This window comes from Micromonospora sp. RP3T (assembly GCF_003027925.1).
In the GTDB taxonomy this organism is placed as follows: domain Bacteria; phylum Actinomycetota; class Actinomycetes; order Mycobacteriales; family Micromonosporaceae; genus Micromonospora.
Genome location: NZ_PYPS01000005.1, coordinates 15,958 through 35,437 on the forward strand (window position 1 = coordinate 15,958; position 19,480 = coordinate 35,437).

Here is a 19,480-nt window from a genome sequence, read left to right on the forward strand (position 1 = left end):
GTCGAGAAGGGGCCCCTTCTCACACACCGCTCAGGCGCTCGTCTGCGCGTGCGGGGCGGTCACCGGCTTGGACTCGGGACTGGCGTGCTGCCGCAGCACGATGCTGAGCAGGATCAGCACGCCCACCGCGAGGAACTCGCTCTGCCAGTTCTGCATGGACTGGAACCAGAAGTCGCTGGTGCCGAGGAACTGCCCGGCGCTGATCGGGGCGGCGCCGCTCTCCAGCGCCTGCTCCTGGTTGTAGGCGGCGACGCCGCCGAAGAGGTGCCCCAGGAACGAACCGGCGAAGATCATCAGCAGCGCGATGGCGAGGCTGTTGCGGTAGACCACGAGCGGCAGCCCGCCGGCCCGTACCGGCCAGGGCGCGTCCGGGCCGGCGTGGTCGCGGTTGTCGTCGGGACGGTCCGTCTCGCCCTCCGGCTTCGACTCGGCCGAACCCTGGTACGCGGTGAGCAGCACATAGCCGCCCATCTGGAGGAACTCGGACTTCCAGTTCTCGAACACCGCCTCGGCGAAGTGCCCGGTCCCCAGGTAGGCCCACCAGCTCAGCGGCGCGGCGCCGTACTGGCTCAGCTCCTCGTTGTGCACCTGCCAGCCGAACACGCTCTGCAGCAGCAGGAAGACCAGGAACGCGCCGAGCATGGCGACCGGGACGCGTTGCCCCGCGGAAACCGTGACATAGCCGGACCTCCTCGTCCCGCCCCGTGTCCGTACCGGGGCTCCTGCCCCCGGCAACCCCGGGGCAAACGCCGGCCCGGCGTGTCGTGGCTGGTCAGGGCCGGTCGATCGGGATGTCCGGCCGGCCGCCGGCACCCACCTCGTTGTTCAGCAGCAGGCCCGCGGCGAGCATGCCGAAGCCGAGGAACAGGTGCAGCCAGTTGTCGGCGTCGTTGACCGGCACGAAGTTCGCCGTGCTCTCCCGGTCGATGGCGAAGCCGTACAGCCAGAGGACCAGGTAGAGCGCGCCGCCGCCGGCCAGGAACGCCCGCGCGCCGGCCAGCCGCCGCGCGGCCAGCAGCCCGACCAGCCCGAAGAGCAGGTGTACCAGGTTGTGCAGCACCGACACCTGGAACACCCCGAGCAGCTTCGCCCCCGAGTGGTGCCCGGCGAACGTCAGCTCGCCGTAGTGGGTGGTGACGCCGGGGACGAAGCCGAGCACGCCGATCAGCACGAAGACGGCCGCGACCGCGAGCGCGACCTTCTGCACAGTCGGTCGGGCGGACGGGTGCCCGCGCACCTCACGTCCCATCGCAGTCACCCCCCGTGACGCCCACCCGGGGCGGGCCGGCCTACCCATTCTGTGATCGGGACGGGCCGCTTCCGCAGAGAAATGACGAATCAGGCATGGACCCGACGGCCGAGGGTAGGGCAGTTGTCACGCGGAAAGCATTCGCGTGACCCCCCCCTCGAAGACAACCGCTGGAATGCACGAGCGGAAGGGACACCATGACTCAGGACTTTTCCTCCACGTCCGCCACGTACGAGTCGACGAACGGCGGCGGCGTACGCGATCAGGCCCGCCAGGTCGGCTCCGACGCCGCAAGCGCGGGCGGCGCGGTCGCGCAGACCGCCAAGGAGCAGGGTCGGGAGGTGGTGGGCGAGGCCAAGCGGCAGGCCCGCGACCTCTACGGCGAGACCCGCAACCAGGTCACCGCGCAGGCCGGCCAGCAGCAGCAGCGGGCCGCCAGCGGCCTGCGGTCGCTGGCCGACGAGATGCGGTCGATGGCGCAGCAGGGTGGCGGCTCCGGGCCGGTCACCGAGCTGGCCCACCAGGCGGCCGAGCGGGTGCACGGCGTGGCCGGCTGGCTGGAGCAGCGCGAGCCCGGCGACCTGCTCAACGAGGTGAAGAGCTACGCCCGCCGCAACCCGGGCACGTTCCTGGTCGGCGCCGCCCTGCTGGGCGTGGTCGCCGGCCGGCTGACCCGGAACATCGCCGCGGTCGGCAACGACGACAACGGCGTCCGGCCGGCCTACGACCCGGAGCGGACCGCGGTCCTCCCGACCACGCCGGCCGTGCCGACCCAGCCGGCCGGTGGCTACCTCGACCCGACGCCGGGCACCTACGCCGAGCCGGACCCGGGCTACTCCGCGCCGGGCGCGACCTACCCGGGCGGCGGCGCCCCGAACACCTGGGCCGACCCGGCCGGCGGCACCGGCCAGCCGCTGCCGCCGCCGAGCCGGACCGACCCGCTGCCGGGCGTGCCGTCGACCGGCGCTCCGCGCCCGTGAGCGGCCGGACCGGCAGAAGGGAGACCACGGTATGACCGTGCCGACGCAGGACCCCGGCTACCAGGCCGCGGGCGCGCCGCACCACGCCGACGAGGTGCGCGGCAGCTCGATCGGGCAGTTGATGAGCCAGGTCACCGGCGACCTCTCCACGCTGATGCGCCAGGAGGTCGAGCTGGCCAAGGCCGAGATCCGCCAGGAGGGCAAGAAGGCGGGCAAGGCCGCCGGCCTCTACGGCGGTGCCGGCTTCGGCGGCTACATGGTGGCGCTCTTCGTCTCCGTCGCGGTGTGGCAGTTCCTCGACAACGTCATGGACTCCGGCCTGGCCGCGCTCATCGTGGCGGTGGTGTGGGCCGCGATCGCGGCGGTCCTCTACTCCAAGGCGAAGAAGAACGCCGAGCAGATCCGTGGCCTGAAGCAGACCAACGACAGCGTCCAGCGCATCCCGGACGCACTCAAGCCGCACCCGGAGGGAGTCACCCGATGAGCACCGACCCCGACCAGATCCGCCGGGAGATCGAAGCCACCCGCAACAACCTCAGCTCGGACGTGGACGCCCTGGCGTACAAGGTCAGCCCGAGCCGCATCGTCGACGACCGCAAGCAGCGCGTCCGCAGCGCGCTGACGAACGTGAAGGACAAGGTGATGGGAACCGCTTCCGACCTCGGCCACAGCACCGGCCACACCGCCCACTCGGTGGGCGACCACGCCTCCTCGGCCGCTTCCACGGTGAGTGACAAGGCGCATTCCGCCGCCGCCACGGTGGGCGACGCCGCGCACCGGGCGCCGCAGGTCGTGCGGCAGAAGTCCCAGGGCAACCCGATCGCCGCCGGCGTGATCGCCTTCGGCGTCGGCATGCTGGTCTCCTCGCTGATCCCGGCCACCCGCCGCGAGCAGGAGCTCGCCGCGCAGGTCAAGGAGAAGGCGACCGAGCACAGCGGCGTGGTCAAGGAGAAGCTGGGCGAGGTCGCGAACGAGCTGAAGGACGAGCTGCGCGAGCCGGCCCAGCACGCCGCCGAGTCGGTGCGCTCCACCGCCCAGGACGCCGTGCACGCGGTCAAGGACGACGGCCGCAGCGCCGCCCAGGACGTGCGGGAGAGCGCCCACCAGGCGCGCTCCTGAGACCGCGATCTGTTGGGCGGGGGCCCCTGCTATCGCTCAGGCGTTAACAAGGGCCCCCGCCTTCGCATGTCTCGACCCAGCCGGCCAACTCGTCGGTGTGGCGGTGTGCTTGCCGACGCCGCAACGCCCTGGTCGGGTGGGCCGCCACGCGTAGGCGGCTGCCCGCGTACGGCACCCCGCCGCGCAGCCGCCGGCCCGCTGCCAGCCAGGCGCACACGCCGCGCTCCAGCACCCAGACGGGCGCCGCGAGCGTGGTGTGCGCCGGGAAGACGCGGGCCCCGCCGGCCCGTCGCCGGCCCAGCTCCGCCACCGCGACCGTGATCAGCCCGGCCCGCACCAGCAGCCCCGGACGGCGGGCGGCGAGCGCGACCGCCGTGGCCGGCAGCACCGCCAGCGCGGCCAGCAGCCACGCCGGCCGGGCCGTCTCGTCGTACGCCTGGCGCACCCGCTGCCCGAGGAAGTGCCCGGCGGTGGGCGGCAGTCGCCGGACGTACAGCCAGGCCGGGGTGGCCGTGCTGCCGCCGTACGCGCGGACGGTCCGGACCAGCTCCAGGTTCTCGAAGAGCACGTCCGGGTCGTAGCCGCCCATCGCCAGGAAGGTGCTCCGGCGCAGCGCCAGCGTGCCCGGCCAGTCCCCGCCGAACACCCGGGCGAGCAGCGTCCGTCCGGTGTCCCACCAGGCGTGCCAGGGCAGCGGAGCGAAGTGGTTCTGCGGCCGGACCAGGTCCACCCGGTCGAGCAGGTCGTGCACCGCGCGCAACGCCGTCAGGTCGTACCGGACGTCGTCGTCGGCGATCACCACGTGCTCGTGCCGCGCCAGCGCGACGCCGGTGAGCACCCCGAGCGCCTTGCCGTTGCGCCCGCGCAGCGCGGGATCCGGCGGGACGTGCCGGATCAGCCCCCGCCAGGCGGCCGCGTGCCGGGCGAACACCTCCGGCGGTGAGCCGTCGACCACCACCACGTCCACCCAGCGGCGCAGCTCGCGCAGGTAGCCGGTCAGCTCGTCGAGACCGGTGTCGTCGGCGGCGCGCAGCGGCAGGACGTACGCCATCGGGAGCCGGTCCGGCGCGGACGCCGCGACGGACCGGCCGGGGTGCGGCAGCGGTGGAACGGTCGCTCGGGTCACGTCGTCTCCGGTCGGGTCGGGTCCCGCGAGTGCCCGCAGCGCGGCCCCTGAAACCGCTTCGGTGCTCCGGCGCCTGACCGCGTCGGGGCGCGGCGACCCGCTCAGCCGGCCGGCCGTACGCCGTCGACGACCAGCCCGCTGGGCGGCAGCGTCGGCATCCGGGTGAGGTCGAGCGCCAGGTCCTGCGGCGGGACGCGGTAGCTCATCGCGCCGGTCAGGTTGGCCACCGCCCGCTTCATCAACTCGATCGTGATCCACTCGCCGGCGCAGCGGTGACCCGTGTCGTGGTCGCCGCCGCCCTGCGGGACCAGACCGAACGGGTCGTCCCGCCAACCGGCGAAGCGCTCCGGGCGGAACCGCTCCGGCTCCGGCCACAGCTCCGGGTGGTGGTTGGTGCCGTACAGGTCGAGCAGCACCCGGCGGCCCTGCGGGAACGCGTACCCCCGCCACTCGAACGAGCGGCGCACCCGCGCGGCGGCCAGCGGGAAGAACGGGTAGTAGCGGCGGACCTCCTGCACGAACCGCTCGGTCGCGTCGTCGTCGCCGCGTACCCGGTCGCGCCAGTGCGGGTGGTCGTGCAGCGCCAGCGCGGCGAAGACCACGTACCGGTCCACCGCGACCGTGGGACGCAGCACGTTGAGCAGCTCCACCGCGGCGATCCGGCGGGGCAGCGGCTGGCCGCGTTCGTCCCGGTGCTCGGCGACGATCCGCAGCGCGCTGCCCTCGGGCGCCGGTAGCGCGCCCGCGCGGACCCGCTCGACCAGCGCGCCGGCCCAGCGTTCGGCCCGGCGGCGGCCGAGCAGGCCGCGCCAGTGCTTCGGGCCCAGCACCGCCGGTCCCTCGATCATGGCGTGCATCTCGGCGGTGCGGCGGCGCACGTCCGCCTCGGCCAGCGGCACCCCGGCCCAGGCCCAGACCGCGCGGGTCAGCAGCCGGCCCATCTCGTCGTAGAGCACCACCGGCCCGTGTTCCGCCCAGGCCGGGATCCGGGCCCGCCACTCGTCGTCGAAGAGCTGCCCGAGCCGCCGGACCGCGGCCGGCGTCATCATCGACATGAACATCGCCTTGCGGGCGCGGTGCGCCGCCCCGTCGAGGCCCTGGACGCCACCCACCCCGGTCAGCGTGCGCTGGCCGCGCATCGGCGTGGCGCCACGCCGGACGAACCGCTCTTCGTCGTAGAACAGCTCGGCGGCCTCCCGGCCGCGCAGGCAGATGGTCGGCTCCAGCAGCAGCCGGGTCTGCACGACGTCGGAGCCCAGCCGGTCGCAGCGGGCGCCGACGAAGCGGTAGCCCTCCCGGAAGTAGGCAAGCGTGCTGTCCGGGCTCCGGTCGCTCGGCATGGTGCTCATCTCGGTTGCTCCTGACCCGGCTCGGCGACCTGCGCGATCTGCGCTGCCTGGACCCTGCGCGGTCCGCGCTACCTACCCGCGCCGACGCGGCCGAATCCTCCGTTTCCGCAGGTCCGCCCGCCCAGGGGAGGGCGGACCACACACCCGGGCGCTGGCCCCTCCCCGGGCGCGGAAAAGCTGGTTGGCTCGTACCCGGACCGGCGGCGGCCGGTCCGGCCCCGCCGGTCCGGCGTCCGGCGGGCGGTCACCGGCGACGGGGGAGGCACGGATGCGCGACAACCGGGCGGCGCGGCGGTATCACCGCGACGGGACGGCCGGGCTGCGGGGCGGCGGCCGGGCGGAGCCACTGACCAGCGGGCCCCGGCTCGCCGGGGCCCGCCCGCCGGGGTTCTTCACCGTGCACCTCGGCTTCGTGGCCGCCGATCCCGCCGTCGCGCGGGAGCTGGCCGTCGCGTACGCGGAAGCGCTCGACCTGCTCCGCCCGGAGCTGGCGCTCGGCGCGGCGGCGCTGTCCCCGGCCGACGCCTGGCACCGGGCCGAGCGGCTGTTCTGCGGGGCGGCCGGGCCCGACGGCGAGCGGTGCGCCGACGTGGCCGGCCATCCCGGCTTCCACCATGCGCCCGGGCCGGGCGGCCTCGGCTGGGGCGACGGTGACTGATCCGGCCGGCTCAGTCGAGGTCGAACTCGCCGTCCTGAGCGCCCGCCACGAACGCGTCCCACTCGGCCTGGGTGAAGACCAGGACCGGGCCGTCCGGTTCGGCCGAGTTGCGCATCCCGATCAGGTCGTCGACGAAGGCCACCTCGACCGCGCCCTCGGACGTGTCGCCCTCCGCTCGCTGCCAAACCGCCCGAGAAATGTCGAAATCACCCTTGGGGTGCTGACCCATCGTTGTTCCTCCATCGCCACGCGTCACAGGACGGCCCGTGCGGACCTCATCGGGCAGGATAAGCGGATGCCGAGCCTGACCCGTGCAGAGGCGACCGCGCGTGGCGCGTCGATCACCGTCGAGTCCTATCAGGTGGACCTCGACGTGACCGGCGACGTCGAGCGGTTCCGCTCCACCACCACCATCCGGTTCCGGGCCACCCCCGGCGCCGAGACGTTCGTCGACGTCAAGCCCCGCCGACTCCTCCGGGTCCGCCTCAACGACCGCGACCTCGATCCGGCCCTGCTGGCCGACGGGCGACTACCGCTCACCGGGCTGGCCGGGGCCAACGAGATCACCGTCGAGGCCGAGATGGCCTACTCCAACACCGGCGAGGGGCTGCACCGCTTCGTCGACCCGGCCGACGGCGAGACGTACCTCTACGCGATGTCCTTCCTGGACGACGGGCCGCGCATCTTCGCCGCCTTCGACCAACCCGACCTGAAGGCCCCGGTGACGCTGGCGGTCACCGCGCCGCCGGAGTGGACGGTGGCCGCGAACGGGCAGCTCGCCGACCGGCCGGCGCCGGGGCGGTGGGAGTTCGCCCCGACCGCGCCGCTGGCCACCTATCTCGTCTCGCTGGTCGCCGGGCCCTGGCACGTGCTGCGCGCCGAGCACGACGGCATCCCGCTCGGCTTCTACTGCCGGCGTTCGCTCGCGGCGCACCTCGACGCCGACGCGGACGAGATCCTCACCGTCACCCGGCAGTGCCTCGACCGCTTCCACCAGCTCTTCGCCGAGCGCTACCCGTTCGGCAAGTACGACCAGGCGTTCGTGCCCGAGTTCAACGCCGGCGCGATGGAGAACCCGGGCCTGGTGACGCTGCGCGACGACTACGTCTTCCGCTCCGCGGTCACCGACAGCCAGCGTGAGTACCGGGCCACCGTGATCGCCCACGAGATGGCGCACATGTGGTTCGGCGACCTGGTCACCATGCGCTGGTGGGACGACCTGTGGCTGAACGAGTCGTTCGCGGAGTACCTCGGCACCCGGGTCACCGCCGAGGCCACCCGCTTCGACCAGGCGTGGACCACCTTCGCGCTGCGTCGCAAGGCGTGGGGATACGCCGCCGACCAGCGCCCCTCCACCCACCCGGTGGCGCCCGAGGAGGTCGCCGACGCGGCGGCGGGCCTGCTGAACTTCGACGGCATCTCGTACGCCAAGGGCGCCGGGGTGCTGCGTCAGCTCGTCGCCTGGCTCGGTGACGACGTGTTCCTCGCCGGTCTGAACGCGCACTTCGCCGCGCACCGGTTCGGCAACGCCACCCTCGCCGACCTGCTCGACAGCCTCGGCTCGGCCGCCGGCCGGGACCTCAGCGGCTGGGCCGAGCGGTGGCTGCGCCGGGCGCAGGTCAACACGCTGCGGATGGAGACCGCGGTGGACGCCGACGGCCGGTGGACCGAGGTGGCGGTGACGCAGACCGCGCCGACGACCCATCCGGTGCGGCGACCGCACCGCATCGGTGTGGCCCACCACACCGCCGAGGGCCTGACGCGCCGGGTCGAGGTCGACCTCGACCCGGACGCCGACGGCGGCCGGACGCCGCTGCCCGAGCTGACCGGTCAGCCCGCCACCGGCCTGCTGCTGCCCAATGCGGGCGACCTCACGTTCGCCAAGATCCGGCTCGACGCGGCCTCCGCCGACGCGGTGCCGATGCTGCTCCCCGGGCTCGACGACCCGCTGGCCCGGGCGCTGCTCTGGGGTGAGGCGCTGGACGCCGCCACCGACGGCGAGCGGCCGGTCGCCGAGCTGGTCACCCTGATCACCGCCGCGCTGCCGGCCGAGACCGAGGTGATCATCGCGGAGGACGTGCTCGCGCTCAGCCGCAACCTCGTCGACCGCTACCTGGAGCCGCTGGCCCGGGACGCGGCGCTGCTGCGGATCGCCGAGGCGTGCCGGGCGCTGCTGGTCGGCGCTCCCGCCGGCGGTTCGCTCCAGCTCGCCGCCGTGCGGGGCCTGATCGGCGCCACCACCGATGCCGACCTGCTCCACGGTTGGCTGGCCGGCGCGGGCGTGCCGGAGGGGCTGGCGGTCGACGCCGACCTGCGCTGGGCGCTCCTGCACCGGCTGGTGGTGCTGGGTGGGGCCGGCGAGGCGGAGATCGCCGCCGAGTCGGCCGCCGACCGCAGCGCCACCGGCGCCGAGCGGGCGGCCGGCTGCCGGGCGGCCCTGCCGGACGCCGACGCCAAGCGGGCGGCCTGGGAGATCATCGTCAGCAACACTGAGCTGTCGAACCGGTTGGTGGAGGCCACCGCCGAGGGGTTCTGGCAGCCGGAGCAGGCGGAGCTGACCGCCGGCTACGTCGAGCGTTACTTCGCCGAGATGCCGGCGGCCGCGCGTCTGCGTACCGCGTGGGTGGCCGACCGGGTGGCGACCGTGGCGTTCCCGCGCTACGCCGTGGCGCAGTCCACCCGGGAACTGGCCGCGGCGTTGCTGGCCCGCGACGACCTGACGCCGGGGTTGCGCCGGCGGGTCGTCGACCTGGACGACGACCTGCGCCGCGCGCTGGTGGCCCGGACGGCGGTGGCCGCGGTGGGCGCCTGACCGCCGGCTCGCGCCGGGCGGCCGACCGCCCGCCCGGCGCGAGCCGGCGCACCCCGGCCGACCGACACCGGGGCACGGCCTAGGATCGCGGGGTGGAGGAAGACATCCGGCGGATCGGCATCATGGGTGGCACGTTCGACCCGATCCACCACGGTCACCTGGTGGCGGCGAGCGAGGTGGCCGACCGGTTCGGGCTGGACGAGGTGGTCTTCGTGCCGACCGGGCAACCGTGGCAGAAGGCGGACGAACCGGTCAGCCCGGCCGAGGACCGCTACCTGATGACCGTGATCGCGACCGCCTCCAACCCCCGCTTCCAGGTGAGCCGGGTCGACATCGACCGCGGCGGGCCCACCTACACCGTCGACACGCTGCGCGACCTGCACGCCGAGTACGGCCCGAAGGCGCAGCTCTTCTTCATCACCGGCGCGGACGCGCTGGAGCGCATCCTCTCCTGGAAGGACCTGGACGACGTCCTGGAGTTGGCCCACTTCATCGGGGTGACCCGCCCCGGCTTCGAGTTGACCGACAAGCACCTACCGGCCGACTCGGTCAGCCTGGTGCAGGTGCCCGCGATGGCCATCTCCTCGACCGACTGTCGGGCCCGGGTCGGCCGGGGCGAGCCGGTCTGGTACCTGGTACCGGACGGTGTGGTGCAGTACATCGCCAAACGGCGCCTCTACCAGCGATGATCTCGCCCGGTACCGCCCCGTTCATGCCGATAACCGGCCAGAACTGACAGGTCGTCACGCCGCCCGGTGTGAGAGGCTTGGAGGGTCGCACGGTTGATCGAAGGAGAACGGTGACCACCATTCCGGAACGCGCCCACGAGCTGGCGATGGCCGCTGCCCAGGCCGCGGCCGACAAGAAGGCACAGGACATCGTCATCATCGACGTGGGCGACCAGCTCGCGATCACCGACGCGTTCCTGGTGGCCTCCGCTCCGAACGAGCGTCAGGTCCTCGCCATCGTCGACGCCATCGAGGAGCGCCTGCTGGAGCTGCCGGAGAAGGCCAAGCCGGTTCGCCGCGAGGGTGAGCGGGGCGGTCGCTGGGTGCTGCTCGACTACGTCGACATCGTGGTGCACGTCCAGCACACCGAGGAGCGCGAGTTCTACGCGCTCGACCGGCTCTGGAAGGACTGCCCGCAGATCCCGTTCGTGGACCGCGACCTCGCCGACTCGGCCGCCGGCACCGCCACCGCCGAATGACCCGCCTGATCATCTGGCGGCACGGCAACACCGACTGGAACGCGCAGAGCCGCGTCCAGGGCCAGACCGACGTGCCGCTCAACGACCTCGGCCGGGAACAGGCCCGCGCCGCCGCGTCGGTGCTGGCCGCGCTGCGCCCGGACGCCATCGTCGCCAGCGACCTGCGCCGCGCCGCCGACACCGCCGCCGCGCTGGCCGCGGTGACCGGGCTGCCGGTCCGTTCCGACCCGCGGCTGCGGGAGCGGCACTTCGGCGAGTGGCAGGGCCTGGCCCTGACCGAGGCCGCCGAGCGGTTCCCCGACGAGTTCGCCCGCTGGCGGGCCGGCGACCCCGACCCCGGTGCCGGCATCGAGAGCCTGCACGATCTGGGCACGCGGCTCGGCGCCGCGTTCCGCGACGCGGCCGACCTGGCCGCCGGCGGAACCGTGGTGGTCACCACCCACGGCGGCGGGGCCCGACAGGGCGTGGGCCACCTGCTCGGCTGGGACCATGCGGTGCTGCGCAGCGTCGGCTCGTTGGGCAACTGTCACTGGACCGAGCTGCGCCACGACGACGTCCGCGGCTGGCACCTGCGTGCGCACAATGTCGGGCTGATCACCCAGCCGGCGCTCACCGACGCGGTCTGAGCCGGTCGGCCCCGGCGCGGCACCGCGACATCGGCTAGCGTGCCGGTCATGCCCGTAGCGGTCGTCACCGACTCCACCGCCTACCTGCCCCCCGAGCTGGTCCGCGCGCACCGGCTCACCGTCGTCCCGCTGACCGTCGTGCTCAACGGCGCCGAAGGGCTGGAGGGCATCGAGACCTTCCCGGCGGACGCCACCCGCGCGCTGGGTGCCCGGCGCGTCTCGGTGAGCACATCCCGGCCCGCGCCGGAACAGTTCGCGCAGTTCTACCGCGCGTTGCTCGCCGACGGCGCGGACGGCGTGGTCTCCGTGCACCTCTCCGCCGAGCTGTCCGGCACCGTCGACGCCGCCCGGCTCGCCGCCGCCGAGGTCGGCGACGACCGGGTCGCGGTGGTGGACAGCCGCTCCACCGGCATGGGCCTCGGCTTCCCGGCGCTCGCCGCCGCCTCGGCCGCCGCCGGGGGCGCCGACCTGACCGGGGTACGCGCGGCGGCGCTGGACGCGATCGACCGGACCACCATCTTCTTCTACGTCGACACGCTGGAGTTCATGCGTCGGGGCGGCCGGATCAACGCGGCCGAGGCGCTGCTCGGCACCGCGCTCTCGGTCAAGCCGATCATGCACATGCCGGACGGCGCGATCGTGGTGCGGGACAAGGTCCGCACCGCCAGCCGGGGCGTGGCGCGCCTGGTCGACCTGGCCGTCGAGGCGGCCGGCGACAACGACGTCGACCTCGGGGTGCACCACCTCGCCGCCCCGCAGCGCGCCGAGGCGTTGCTGGCGGCGCTGACCGAGCGGCTGGGGGACCGGCTGCACGACAGGTACGTGACCGAGGCCGGCGCGGTGGTCGCCGCGCACGCCGGCCCGGGGCTGGCCTGCGTGGTCGTCCATCGCCGCCGGTGACGGTCCCCGGTGGCGGGCGGTCACCGGGCACGCCACGGTCGCCCGCGCTAGGTTGATCGGATGAACGCGCGATCGTACGTCGTCACCGGAGGCGGGCGGGGGGTCGGCCGGGCCGTCGTCGAACGGTTGGCCGCCGACGGCGGGGCGGTGGTCGTGGTCGAACGCGACGACAGCGCGCTCGACTGGCTGACCGGGCATCCGGCCGCCGACCGGCTGCACGCGGTCACCGGTGACGCCGCCGACGAGGCGGTCACCGGCCGGGCCGCGGACCGCGCCGAGGCGTCCGCGCCGCTGGCCGGCTGGGTGAACAACGCCGCGGTCTTCCGCGACGGCGACCTGCACCGGGTGCCCGCGACCGAGGTGTTCGACCTGATCGCGGCCAATCTGCGCCCCGCGGTGGTGGGCGCCGGCACGGCCGTGCGCCGGTTCCTGGCCGCCGGGAGCGGCGGCGCGATCGTCAACGTCTCCTCCCACCAGGCCCGCCGGGCGGTGCCGGGCGCCCTGCCGTACGCCACCGCGAAGGCCGCCGTGGAGGGGCTGACCCGGGCGCTCGCGGTCGACTACGGTCCGCACGGCATCCGCACCAACGCGGTCGCGCTCGGCTCGATCCACACCGAACGGCACACCGCCTACCTGGCCGGGCTGGACCGGGCCGGGGTGGAGCACGTCGAGTCGGAACTGGCCCGGCTGCACCCGGTGGGCCGGATGGGGCGTACCGGGGAGGTGGCCGACGTGGTCGCGTTCCTGCTCTCGGAGGCGGCCTCGTTCGTCAACGGTGTGACGCTGCCGGTCGACGGCGGGCGGGCCGCGCTCGGGCTGGACCCGGAGGCACGCTGACCGGCGCGCGCGACAACCAGCGCACCCCGGCCGGCATCACGAACAGCCCGCGTTTCGCCACGGCCGTTCCGCGCGGGCTCAACTCGTAGCCCTCGATCCACGCCCAGCCGTGGTAGACGTGCCGGTCGGTCAGCTCCCGGATGACGCGGACAACGATCGCCCGGACAAACTGGACGCTCGCGGCCCGGGTCAGGTGCACCACGTCTCCGGCGCGGAAGGTCGGCTCGGTGGGACGTTCGACGCAGTTCATCGCAGGCGGTGGTCTCGGCGGGTCCAGCCGACGAAGCGGGTGAACAGCGCCTCGGGTCGGGGCATGCCGCAGGGGTCGAGCCGGTACAGGTCGCCGGTCGCGTCGAACAGACAGCCGGCCATGTGTATGGACAGGCCCACCGGATCGCTCTCGTAGGTCTCCCGTAGGGCGAGCATCGCCATCGGGCACGGCCAGGTGCCGCAGCCTCGCCGACAGTGCCAGAGCGGGCGGACTGCTCGATGGTCAAGCAGGGGCGATGCGTTAGGGCCGGGCATGTGCCTATGGTGTCGTCTGTTGGTTACCTCCGTCAATAGCGAGCAGCAGCAACGTGCATCGTTGCCGTGCGATTACCACACGTTGTTGTCTACTGTCAAGGCGTGGACTTGGTTGGTGTGTCGGAGATCCGGGACATGCTCGGCGGCATCTCCCGCCAGCGCGTCAGCATCATCGCCAACACCAAGGGCTTCCCCGATCCGATCGCCGTACTGGCGATGGGCAAGGTCTGGCGACGGCGGGATGTGGAGCGCTGGATCCGGGCTAACCGGCCGGACCTCGCTGACTGATCGATGGTGTCGGGGGTCCATTAGCCCTCGGAGATCGGCCAGCGCTTGTGGTGTAGCGCCTGCGACGGTGCATGCTTTCCTGCCGCTTCTCAGCCCAGGGCGGTTACGTCCCCGGGGAGTTGGACGACCTGCCGGCGGGTGGACGTTTTGTCTAGGTGTCGACGAACTGTGTCTCCCCGAATGGGCATGCGCAGGGTTGATGTTGGCGTCGCCCGCGCACCATGGACCCGGCGCGAGCGGCAACTTCGCCAAGCGGTTGCTAGGCCGAGTTGTGTAATGGGCGGTGCCGTCCACGCGCGGCGGGTCCTCATCCCTGCCGCTAACATGACCCTCGTCGATCATGCTGCGCTTAACGAGGTGTGTCCGGTGAAACAGGGGAGGATGTGTATCGTGGCACTGGATCTGCTTGAGGGTAGAGGCTTCAATGGTGTGGCTCTTGCGGTGGCGTTGGTGGGTCTCATCATCTCAGGTGTAGCGGCCTACTTCGCCCGCGAGGCCCTTTTTCCACCGAAGAGACGCCTGGCCATCCGCATTCTTGCCCCTGCCCAGTTGCTCAGAAAGGGGTCGGATGAGGTCTATGGGCTCGAAATCGAGCGCCATGGTCGAGTGTTAGAAAACCCTCACATCGTAACGGTTGTCATCAGAAATACCGGTCGGCATGCGGTTGCCAGCAATGATTTCGACCAAGGGCGTCCAATAAGGATAGATCTAGGCGCAAGGGTGGAGACGCTGCTCGGGCCGCCGCCGAAGCAAATTTTCTCTGTGGATGGAAGTAGCCTCTTGATTGGTCCAGATGTTTTCAAGAGGAAGGTTGAGCTTGTGATCCAGGTCTTGACCTCTAGTCGACCAAATTTCGATAGGAGTAGTGTAAGCGAGCACTTGGTGGATGCGACTGTAAAGGTCGAAGTGAACCGTTTCTCCGAGTCGGTTGATATTGGCTCCCGACAGCTGAGAGTGAGCGCGATCACGGCATCAGCGGGCATGATCATCGCGATCCTAGCGATTCTCAGGGATTATTTTCAATGGAAGGCGGGGTGAGGTCTTGGCACCACGCATATGAATGTTGATTTCAAGCTTCAGTAATCTTGGCCGTCTTGCGGCGGAGTCGGAGGCGATGCTGTCCTTTCACGTGTTTGACCTTGCTCAGGTGAGCTAGCTGTACTGCCCAGGGAGGTTGGTCAACCTGGTGACGGGCGGTTTGCCGCCGGTTGCGGTGTGGGGGCGGTGGTGATTGTAGTGATGGAGCCAGGCGGGTAGGGCCTTGCGGCGGGCGGCTTCGGATGTGTAGCACCGGCCGAAGGCCCAGCCGTCGGTCAGGGTTCGGTGGAAGCGCTCGACCTTGCCGTTGGTCTGGGGTCGGTAAGGACGGGTCTTCTTCGGGGTGATGCCGAGTTCCGCGCAGGCGTTGCGCCAGGCGTGGGACCTGTAGGCGGAGCCGTTGTCGGTCAACACTCGCTCGACGGTGACGCCCCTGGTGGTGAACCAGGCGACCGCGCGGTGGAGCACGGCGGTGGCGGTGGCGGCTTTCTCGTCCTGGTGGATCTCGGCGTAGGCGACCCGTGAGTGGTCATCGACGACGGTGTGCACGAACGCGGTCCCGATCCGCGGATCCCGATGGTGGTTGCGGGCGCCGGTGCGGCGGGCGGTGGCCTGCCTGTTGTGTTTGCCCTGGGCGCGGCCGACATAGCGCCACCCGCCGCCGTCGGGGACCTGGCCGAGCTTCTTGACGTCGATGTGCAGCATGGCGCCGGGGTGGTCGTGTTCGTAGCGGCGCACGGGCTCCCCGGTGCGCCGGTCGAGGTGCGACAGCCGGTTGATCCGGCAACGGGTCAGGACGGCGTGCACGGTCGAGGCGGGCATGCCGAGACGGCCGGCAATCTGCACCGGCCCCAGCCGCTGCTTACACCGCAGGTGCACCACTTTGCGCACCAGCGGCTGGCAGGTGCGGTTCGGGCTGTGACGCGGCCGGGATGACCGGTCGGCCATGCCGTCGGCGCCGAGTTCGGCGTAGCGTGCCGCCCACCGTTTCGCCGTCGGCCAGGAGACGTCATAGCGTTGCGCAGCCCGGGCGACCGGCCACCCCTGGTCCACGATCAGACGCGCCAGACGAAGACGTGCACGCGGGGTCAAAGCGGCGTTAGCGTGGGACACGAAGGCCTCCTGGTTGGCGGAGCGGTTCCTAGACAGCTCCACTCCACAACCGGAGGCCTTCGTCATCACGTCTATCTACGTCGTGTCGTCACACAACCTCAACCAACGTCCCTGGGCAGTACAGCTAGCACATCGGCGGCATGATCGGGGAGTTGTCCACAAGCGCCCCGCTGTCCACAGGCCACGGTCTTCGGACCAGCTCCACGCCGGCCGTCGTCGTAGCGTCCTGAGTCGTGTCAGACGACGAGGAGACGGCCGTACGGCGACGGCTCGCCCGGTTGTTCACGCCAGCGGGTAGGACGGCCGCCGTCCCGCCTCCTGCCGACAGCGCGCCGGACCTCGTCGGCGCAGGGCCCCCCGAGCCGTCAGTCGCTTATCCCTCTGCCCAGGAGCCGTGGAGTTTCCCGGGCCTCGAACCCCGGCAGAGCGAGCCGGACCGTTCCGGACTACGAGGCGGCCGTTCAGAGCCTGCCGCCGGGCCGACCCATCCGTTCGACCCTCACCCGACGTCCACGGTGGGCGATGCCGCCGGGCGCGAGGAGCCCCAGGAACCCGCGCGAGGTCTGGCCGCCCGGCTGCCCGGTCCGGGGGTGTTCGATCCGGGCCGGCGGGGTGTCCGTGCCCTCGCCGTCGTGGCCGCGGTCGTCGTCCTGGTGGCCGCCGTCTGGGCGTGGCGATCCCGCCCGAGCGCCGAACCCGTCCGGTCGGTCGCACCGGTCACCGAGGCGTCGGCGGGCGCAGTGACCGAGAGGGCCGCGCCGGCCGGGTCGTCCGGCCAGGTGGTCGTCACCGTCGCCGGCAAGGTCCGCCGTCCCGGGCTGGTCCGGCTCCCGGCCGGCGCCCGGCTGGCCGACGCCCTGACGGCGGCCGGGGGAGCATTGCCCGGGATCGACGTGGCGCTGCTCAACCCCGCGCGGAAGGTCACCGACGGTGAGCTGATCCTGGTCGGCGTCACCGCCCCACCCGGACAGCCCGCACCCGGTCCGGCGGCCGGCGGCGGTGCGCCCGGTGGTCCGGCGGCCGGGCCGGTCAACCTGAACACCGCCACGCTGGCCCAGCTCGACGCGCTGCCCGGCGTCGGTCCGGTGCTCGCCCAGCGGATCCTCGATCACCGGGACCAGCACGGCGGGTTCCGGTCCGTGGCCGACCTGCGTCAGGTCGACGGCATCGGGGACGCCCGCTACGAGCAGCTCAAGGAATTGGTGACGGTGTGAGCGCCGACGGTGGGGAGGCCGGCCCGGACCTGCGACTGGCCGGCTTCGCGGTGGCGGCCTGGCTCGCCGCGCTGGCCGGGCTGCACCTCTCCGTCCGGTGGACCGCCAGCCTGGCCGCCGTCGCCGCCACGCTCGCGCTCGGCACGGGCCTGCACCTCGGTGGCGTGCGGGGTCACCCCGTCCGCTCGGCCCGCCGGTACGGCTGGATCGCCGTCACCGTCCTGCTCGGCGCGCTCTGCGGGGCGGCGGCCACCGGGGCGCGGGTCGCGGTCCGCGACGCCGCCCCGGTCCGCGCACTCGTCGCCGAACGCGCCCTGGTCACCGCCGACCTGGTGGTCCGGGACGACCCCCGCCCGGTGCGCGGTGCGCCCGGCCGCGCGGCCACCCTGCTGGTCCGGGTCGATCTGGTACGCCTCACCGGCGCCGACGGCGGTCAGGTCACCGGCCCGGTGCGCGGTCTGGTGCTCGCCACCGACAGCGGCTGGCGAGGGCTCCTGCCGGGGCAGCGGGTCACCACCCGGGGACGGCTCGCCGCGCCGCGCGGCGGCGACCTGACCGCGGCGGTGCTCTCGGCCACCGGGCCGCCCAGCCGGCACGGCGCCGCGTCGTGGCCGCAGCGGGCGGCCGGCGCGCTGCGGGCCGGTTTGCAGCGGGCCTGCGAGCCGTTGCCGGACGCCCCGGGTGGGCTGCTGCCCGGCCTGGTGGTGGGCGACACCAGCCGGCTGCTGCCCGAGGTGGAGGAGGACTTCCGGGCCACCGGGATGACGCACCTCAACGCGGTGTCCGGGTCCAACGTGGCCATCGTGGTGGGAGCGGTGCTGCTGCTGGCCCGCTGGGCGCGCGCGGGTCCGCGTACCGCCGTGGCGCTCTGCGGGCTGGCGCTTGTCGGCTTCGTCATCCTGGTGCGACCCTCGCCGAGCGTGGTGCGGGCCGCGGCGATGGGTGCGATCGGGCTCGCCGCGCTGGCCGCCGGTCGGCCCCGGGCCGCGCTGCCCGCCCTGGCCGCGGCGGTCGCCGGGCTGGTGCTGCTGGACCCGGATCTGGCCGGCGACCCGGGGTTCGCGCTGTCGGTCTGCGCCACCGGCGGGCTGCTGCTGCTCGCGCCGGGCTGGCGGGACGCGCTGCGTCGTCGGGGCGTACCGCCGGGGCTGGCGGAGGCGCTGGCGGTGCCGGCCGCCGCGCAGCTCGCCTGCGGCCCGGTGATCGCCGCGCTGTCCGCGACCGTCAGCCTGGTGGCGGTGCCGGCGAACCTGCTGGTGGTGCCCGCCGTCGCGCCGGCCACGGTGCTGGGCGTGCTCGCCGCGGTGCTGTCGCCGGTGTGGCCGGCCGGCGCGGAGTTCCTCGCCTGGCTGGCGAGTTGGCCGGCGCGTTGGCTGGTGGCGGTGGCGACCCACGGGGCCGGGCTGCCGGCCGGGAACCTGCCCTGGCCGGGCGGGGTGACCGGCGGCCTGCTGCTGACCGGGGTGAGCGTGGCGCTGCTGCTCGCCGTTCGGCGACGTCGGGCCCGACGGCTGGTCGCGGTCGTGGCGCTCGCCGTGGTGCTGGGCGCGCTGCCGATCCGGTTGCTCGCCTCCGGGTGGCCGCCGCGCGACTGGGTGGTGGTGGCGTGCGCGGTGGGTCAGGGCGACGCCGTGGTGCTGCCGGTCACCCCGGGCCGGGTCGTGGTGGTCGACGCCGGCCCGGAGCCGTCCGGCGTGGACGCCTGCCTGCGCCGCCTCCGCGTACGCGAGGTGTCGTTGCTGGTGGTCAGCCACTTCCACGCCGACCACGTGGGCGGGGTGGCCGGGGTGTTCCGGGGCCGCCGGGTCGGTGCGGTGGTGGGCCCGCCCTGGTCCGAGCCGCCCTACGGGGTGGCCCAGGTGCGCGAGGCGGCCCGTCGGGGTGGTGCGTCGCTCGCCCCGGCGGCGGCGGGTTGGCGCTGGCGGGCCGGCGCGGTGGAGCTGGTCGCGGTCGGGCCGCCGTACCCGCTGCGCGGCAGCCGCTCCGACCCGAACAACAATTCCCTGGTGCTGACCGCCACGGTGGCCGGTGTGCGGATCCTGCTGGCCGGGGACGCCGAGACCGAGGAGCAGCGGGCACTGCTGGAGACGGTGCCGGCCGGCGCGTTCCGGGCGGAGGTGCTGAAGGTGGCGCATCACGGGTCCGCCTACCAGGATCCGGGCTTCCTCGCCGCGGTGCGCCCGGCTGTCGCGCTGGTCTGCGTCGGTGTCGACAACGACTACGGGCATCCCAACGCCGGTCTCCTGGGGCGGTTGAGCAGGGGCGGGGCGCGGGTGATGCGTACCGACACCGACGGGGACGTGGCCGTCGTGCGGGCCGGAGCCGGTCTGGCGGTGGTGGCGCGTGGCACCGGGCCGGGGCGGTCGCGGTGAGCGCGCTGGGGTTCTGTTGGTATAGGTGCGGGATCAAGGTAAATGTCTGGATTTGCGTTGAGTGCGG

At 73.3% G+C, this 19,480-nt stretch carries 22 protein-coding genes; 14 read left to right on the forward strand and 8 right to left on the reverse strand.

The features are described 5' to 3' along the window. Positions 1 to 30 precede the first annotated feature (30 nt). Together C8054_RS05750 and C8054_RS05755 are read right to left on the reverse strand one after the other, a co-directional pair. Positions 31 to 642: a DUF6766 family protein gene (locus tag C8054_RS05750; RefSeq protein WP_107155677.1), complete on the reverse strand. Its 612-nt coding sequence runs from the start codon at positions 640 to 642 to the stop codon at positions 31 to 33. Between the two features lie 130 nt (positions 643 to 772). After that, positions 773 to 1,249, reverse strand: coding sequence for a DUF4383 domain-containing protein (locus C8054_RS05755; protein WP_107155678.1), 477 nt, complete (start codon positions 1,247 to 1,249; stop codon positions 773 to 775). Positions 1,250 to 1,446: 197 nt separating this feature from the next. Between C8054_RS05755 and C8054_RS05760 the strand changes: the two genes are divergently transcribed. The 3 genes from C8054_RS05760 to C8054_RS05770 are packed head-to-tail and all read left to right on the forward strand — an operon-like array spanning position 1,447 to position 3,348. After that, positions 1,447 to 2,229, forward strand: coding sequence for a hypothetical protein (locus C8054_RS05760; protein WP_107155679.1), 783 nt, complete (start codon positions 1,447 to 1,449; stop codon positions 2,227 to 2,229). Positions 2,230 to 2,260: 31 nt separating this feature from the next. Beyond that, complete coding sequence (locus C8054_RS05765; RefSeq protein WP_107155680.1) at positions 2,261 to 2,713, forward strand: phage holin family protein; 453 nt, start codon at positions 2,261 to 2,263, stop codon at positions 2,711 to 2,713. After that, entirely contained in the window at positions 2,710 to 3,348 is a 639-nt protein-coding gene (locus C8054_RS05770) for a DUF3618 domain-containing protein (protein WP_107155681.1), read from the forward strand. The genes C8054_RS05765 and C8054_RS05770 overlap by 4 nt, the downstream gene beginning before the upstream one ends. Positions 3,349 to 3,391: 43 nt before the next feature. On the opposite strand, the gene C8054_RS05775 is transcribed toward C8054_RS05770, so the two are convergent. Beyond that, entirely contained in the window at positions 3,392 to 4,474 is a 1,083-nt protein-coding gene (locus C8054_RS05775; RefSeq protein ID WP_233219506.1) for a glycosyltransferase family 2 protein, read from the reverse strand. Positions 4,475 to 4,575: 101 nt separating this feature from the next. Beyond that, a complete protein-coding gene (locus C8054_RS05780) occupies positions 4,576 to 5,823 on the reverse strand; it encodes a cytochrome P450 (RefSeq protein WP_107155682.1) in 1,248 nt (415 codons plus the stop codon). A gap of 268 nt (positions 5,824 to 6,091) precedes the next feature. On the opposite strand from C8054_RS05780, the gene C8054_RS05785 reads away from it, so the two are divergent. After that, complete coding sequence (locus tag C8054_RS05785; protein WP_107155683.1) at positions 6,092 to 6,481, forward strand: hypothetical protein; 390 nt, start codon at positions 6,092 to 6,094, stop codon at positions 6,479 to 6,481. Positions 6,482 to 6,491: 10 nt separating this feature from the next. Here C8054_RS05785 and C8054_RS05790 read toward each other — a convergent pair whose 3' ends face one another. Continuing rightward, the gene (locus tag C8054_RS05790) at positions 6,492 to 6,710 is read right to left on the reverse strand and encodes a DUF397 domain-containing protein (RefSeq protein ID WP_107155684.1); all 219 of its coding nucleotides are present in this window, start codon (positions 6,708 to 6,710) and stop codon (positions 6,492 to 6,494) included. 66 nt (positions 6,711 to 6,776) lie between these two features. On the opposite strand from C8054_RS05790, the gene pepN reads away from it, so the two are divergent. The 6 genes from pepN (at position 6,777) to C8054_RS05820 (ending at position 12,863) form a co-directional block, all read left to right on the forward strand. Next, on the forward strand, positions 6,777 to 9,293 hold the full coding sequence (gene pepN, locus C8054_RS05795) for an aminopeptidase N (RefSeq protein ID WP_107155685.1): 2,517 nt from the start codon (positions 6,777 to 6,779) through the stop codon (positions 9,291 to 9,293). Between the two features lie 92 nt (positions 9,294 to 9,385). Further along, positions 9,386 to 9,982, forward strand: a complete 597-nt coding sequence (nadD, locus tag C8054_RS05800; RefSeq protein WP_107155686.1) for a nicotinate-nucleotide adenylyltransferase — start codon at positions 9,386 to 9,388, stop codon at positions 9,980 to 9,982. A 146-nt stretch (positions 9,983 to 10,128) separates the two neighbouring features. Beyond that, a complete protein-coding gene (rsfS, locus tag C8054_RS05805) occupies positions 10,129 to 10,500 on the forward strand; it encodes a ribosome silencing factor (protein WP_107155880.1) in 372 nt (123 codons plus the stop codon). After that, a complete protein-coding gene (locus C8054_RS05810) occupies positions 10,497 to 11,126 on the forward strand; it encodes a histidine phosphatase family protein (RefSeq protein ID WP_107155687.1) in 630 nt (209 codons plus the stop codon). The genes rsfS and C8054_RS05810 overlap by 4 nt, the downstream gene beginning before the upstream one ends. Positions 11,127 to 11,174: 48 nt before the next feature. After that, complete coding sequence (locus C8054_RS05815) at positions 11,175 to 12,026, forward strand: DegV family protein (RefSeq protein WP_107155881.1); 852 nt, start codon at positions 11,175 to 11,177, stop codon at positions 12,024 to 12,026. A gap of 60 nt (positions 12,027 to 12,086) precedes the next feature. Next, entirely contained in the window at positions 12,087 to 12,863 is a 777-nt protein-coding gene (locus C8054_RS05820; protein WP_107155688.1) for an SDR family NAD(P)-dependent oxidoreductase, read from the forward strand. Here the strand turns inward: C8054_RS05820 and C8054_RS32550 are convergent. Then, a complete protein-coding gene (locus C8054_RS32550; protein ID WP_107155689.1) occupies positions 12,796 to 13,113 on the reverse strand; it encodes a hypothetical protein in 318 nt (105 codons plus the stop codon). The genes C8054_RS05820 and C8054_RS32550 overlap by 68 nt on opposite strands. Then, positions 13,110 to 13,295 (reverse strand): hypothetical protein, encoded by a 186-nt coding sequence (locus tag C8054_RS05830; RefSeq protein ID WP_233219507.1) that lies wholly within the window; start codon positions 13,293 to 13,295, stop codon positions 13,110 to 13,112. Before C8054_RS05830 ends, C8054_RS32550 begins: the two co-directional genes overlap by 4 nt. A 195-nt stretch (positions 13,296 to 13,490) precedes the next feature. Between C8054_RS05830 and C8054_RS31670 the strand changes: the two genes are divergently transcribed. Beyond that, positions 13,491 to 13,676 carry a hypothetical protein gene (locus tag C8054_RS31670; RefSeq protein ID WP_146179874.1) on the forward strand — a complete coding sequence of 62 codons (186 nt, stop codon included), beginning with the start codon at positions 13,491 to 13,493 and terminating at the stop codon, positions 13,674 to 13,676. A gap of 390 nt (positions 13,677 to 14,066) precedes the next feature. Beyond that, the gene (locus tag C8054_RS31675; protein WP_146179875.1) at positions 14,067 to 14,714 is read left to right on the forward strand and encodes a hypothetical protein; all 648 of its coding nucleotides are present in this window, start codon (positions 14,067 to 14,069) and stop codon (positions 14,712 to 14,714) included. A 114-nt stretch (positions 14,715 to 14,828) separates the two neighbouring features. Here C8054_RS31675 and C8054_RS05835 read toward each other — a convergent pair whose 3' ends face one another. Next, positions 14,829 to 15,827: an IS481 family transposase gene (locus tag C8054_RS05835; protein WP_107155691.1), complete on the reverse strand. Its 999-nt coding sequence runs from the start codon at positions 15,825 to 15,827 to the stop codon at positions 14,829 to 14,831. Between the two features lie 233 nt (positions 15,828 to 16,060). On the opposite strand from C8054_RS05835, the gene C8054_RS05840 reads away from it, so the two are divergent. Both C8054_RS05840 and C8054_RS05845 read left to right on the forward strand, forming a co-directional pair. Then, the gene (locus C8054_RS05840; RefSeq protein WP_107155692.1) at positions 16,061 to 17,041 is read left to right on the forward strand and encodes a ComEA family DNA-binding protein; all 981 of its coding nucleotides are present in this window, start codon (positions 16,061 to 16,063) and stop codon (positions 17,039 to 17,041) included. Beyond that, the gene (locus tag C8054_RS05845; protein ID WP_107155693.1) at positions 17,038 to 19,413 is read left to right on the forward strand and encodes a ComEC/Rec2 family competence protein; all 2,376 of its coding nucleotides are present in this window, start codon (positions 17,038 to 17,040) and stop codon (positions 19,411 to 19,413) included. The genes C8054_RS05840 and C8054_RS05845 overlap by 4 nt, the downstream gene beginning before the upstream one ends. The last annotated feature ends 67 nt before the right edge of the window (positions 19,414 to 19,480 follow it).

What these genes read in the sequence shown, in the direction of transcription:
- C8054_RS05750 (WP_107155677.1), bottom strand. Translation starts at nt 642, where the DNA reads ATGCTCGGCGCGTTCCTGGTCTTCCTGCTGCTGCAGAGCGTGTTCGGC.
- C8054_RS05755 (WP_107155678.1), bottom strand. Translation starts at nt 1,249, where the DNA reads ATGGGACGTGAGGTGCGCGGGCACCCGTCCGCCCGACCGACTGTGCAG.
- C8054_RS05760 (WP_107155679.1), top strand. Translation starts at nt 1,447, where the DNA reads ATGACTCAGGACTTTTCCTCCACGTCCGCCACGTACGAGTCGACGAAC.
- C8054_RS05765 (WP_107155680.1), top strand. Translation starts at nt 2,261, where the DNA reads ATGACCGTGCCGACGCAGGACCCCGGCTACCAGGCCGCGGGCGCGCCG.
- C8054_RS05770 (WP_107155681.1), top strand. Translation starts at nt 2,710, where the DNA reads ATGAGCACCGACCCCGACCAGATCCGCCGGGAGATCGAAGCCACCCGC.
- C8054_RS05780 (WP_107155682.1), bottom strand. Translation starts at nt 5,823, where the DNA reads ATGAGCACCATGCCGAGCGACCGGAGCCCGGACAGCACGCTTGCCTAC.
- C8054_RS05785 (WP_107155683.1), top strand. Translation starts at nt 6,092, where the DNA reads ATGCGCGACAACCGGGCGGCGCGGCGGTATCACCGCGACGGGACGGCC.
- C8054_RS05790 (WP_107155684.1), bottom strand. Translation starts at nt 6,710, where the DNA reads ATGGGTCAGCACCCCAAGGGTGATTTCGACATTTCTCGGGCGGTTTGG.
- pepN (WP_107155685.1), top strand. Translation starts at nt 6,777, where the DNA reads ATGCCGAGCCTGACCCGTGCAGAGGCGACCGCGCGTGGCGCGTCGATC.
- rsfS (WP_107155880.1), top strand. Translation starts at nt 10,129, where the DNA reads ATGGCCGCTGCCCAGGCCGCGGCCGACAAGAAGGCACAGGACATCGTC.
- C8054_RS05810 (WP_107155687.1), top strand. Translation starts at nt 10,497, where the DNA reads ATGACCCGCCTGATCATCTGGCGGCACGGCAACACCGACTGGAACGCG.
- C8054_RS05815 (WP_107155881.1), top strand. Translation starts at nt 11,175, where the DNA reads ATGCCCGTAGCGGTCGTCACCGACTCCACCGCCTACCTGCCCCCCGAG.
- C8054_RS05820 (WP_107155688.1), top strand. Translation starts at nt 12,087, where the DNA reads ATGAACGCGCGATCGTACGTCGTCACCGGAGGCGGGCGGGGGGTCGGC.
- C8054_RS32550 (WP_107155689.1), bottom strand. Translation starts at nt 13,113, where the DNA reads ATGAACTGCGTCGAACGTCCCACCGAGCCGACCTTCCGCGCCGGAGAC.
- C8054_RS05830 (WP_233219507.1), bottom strand. Translation starts at nt 13,295, where the DNA reads ATGGCGATGCTCGCCCTACGGGAGACCTACGAGAGCGATCCGGTGGGC.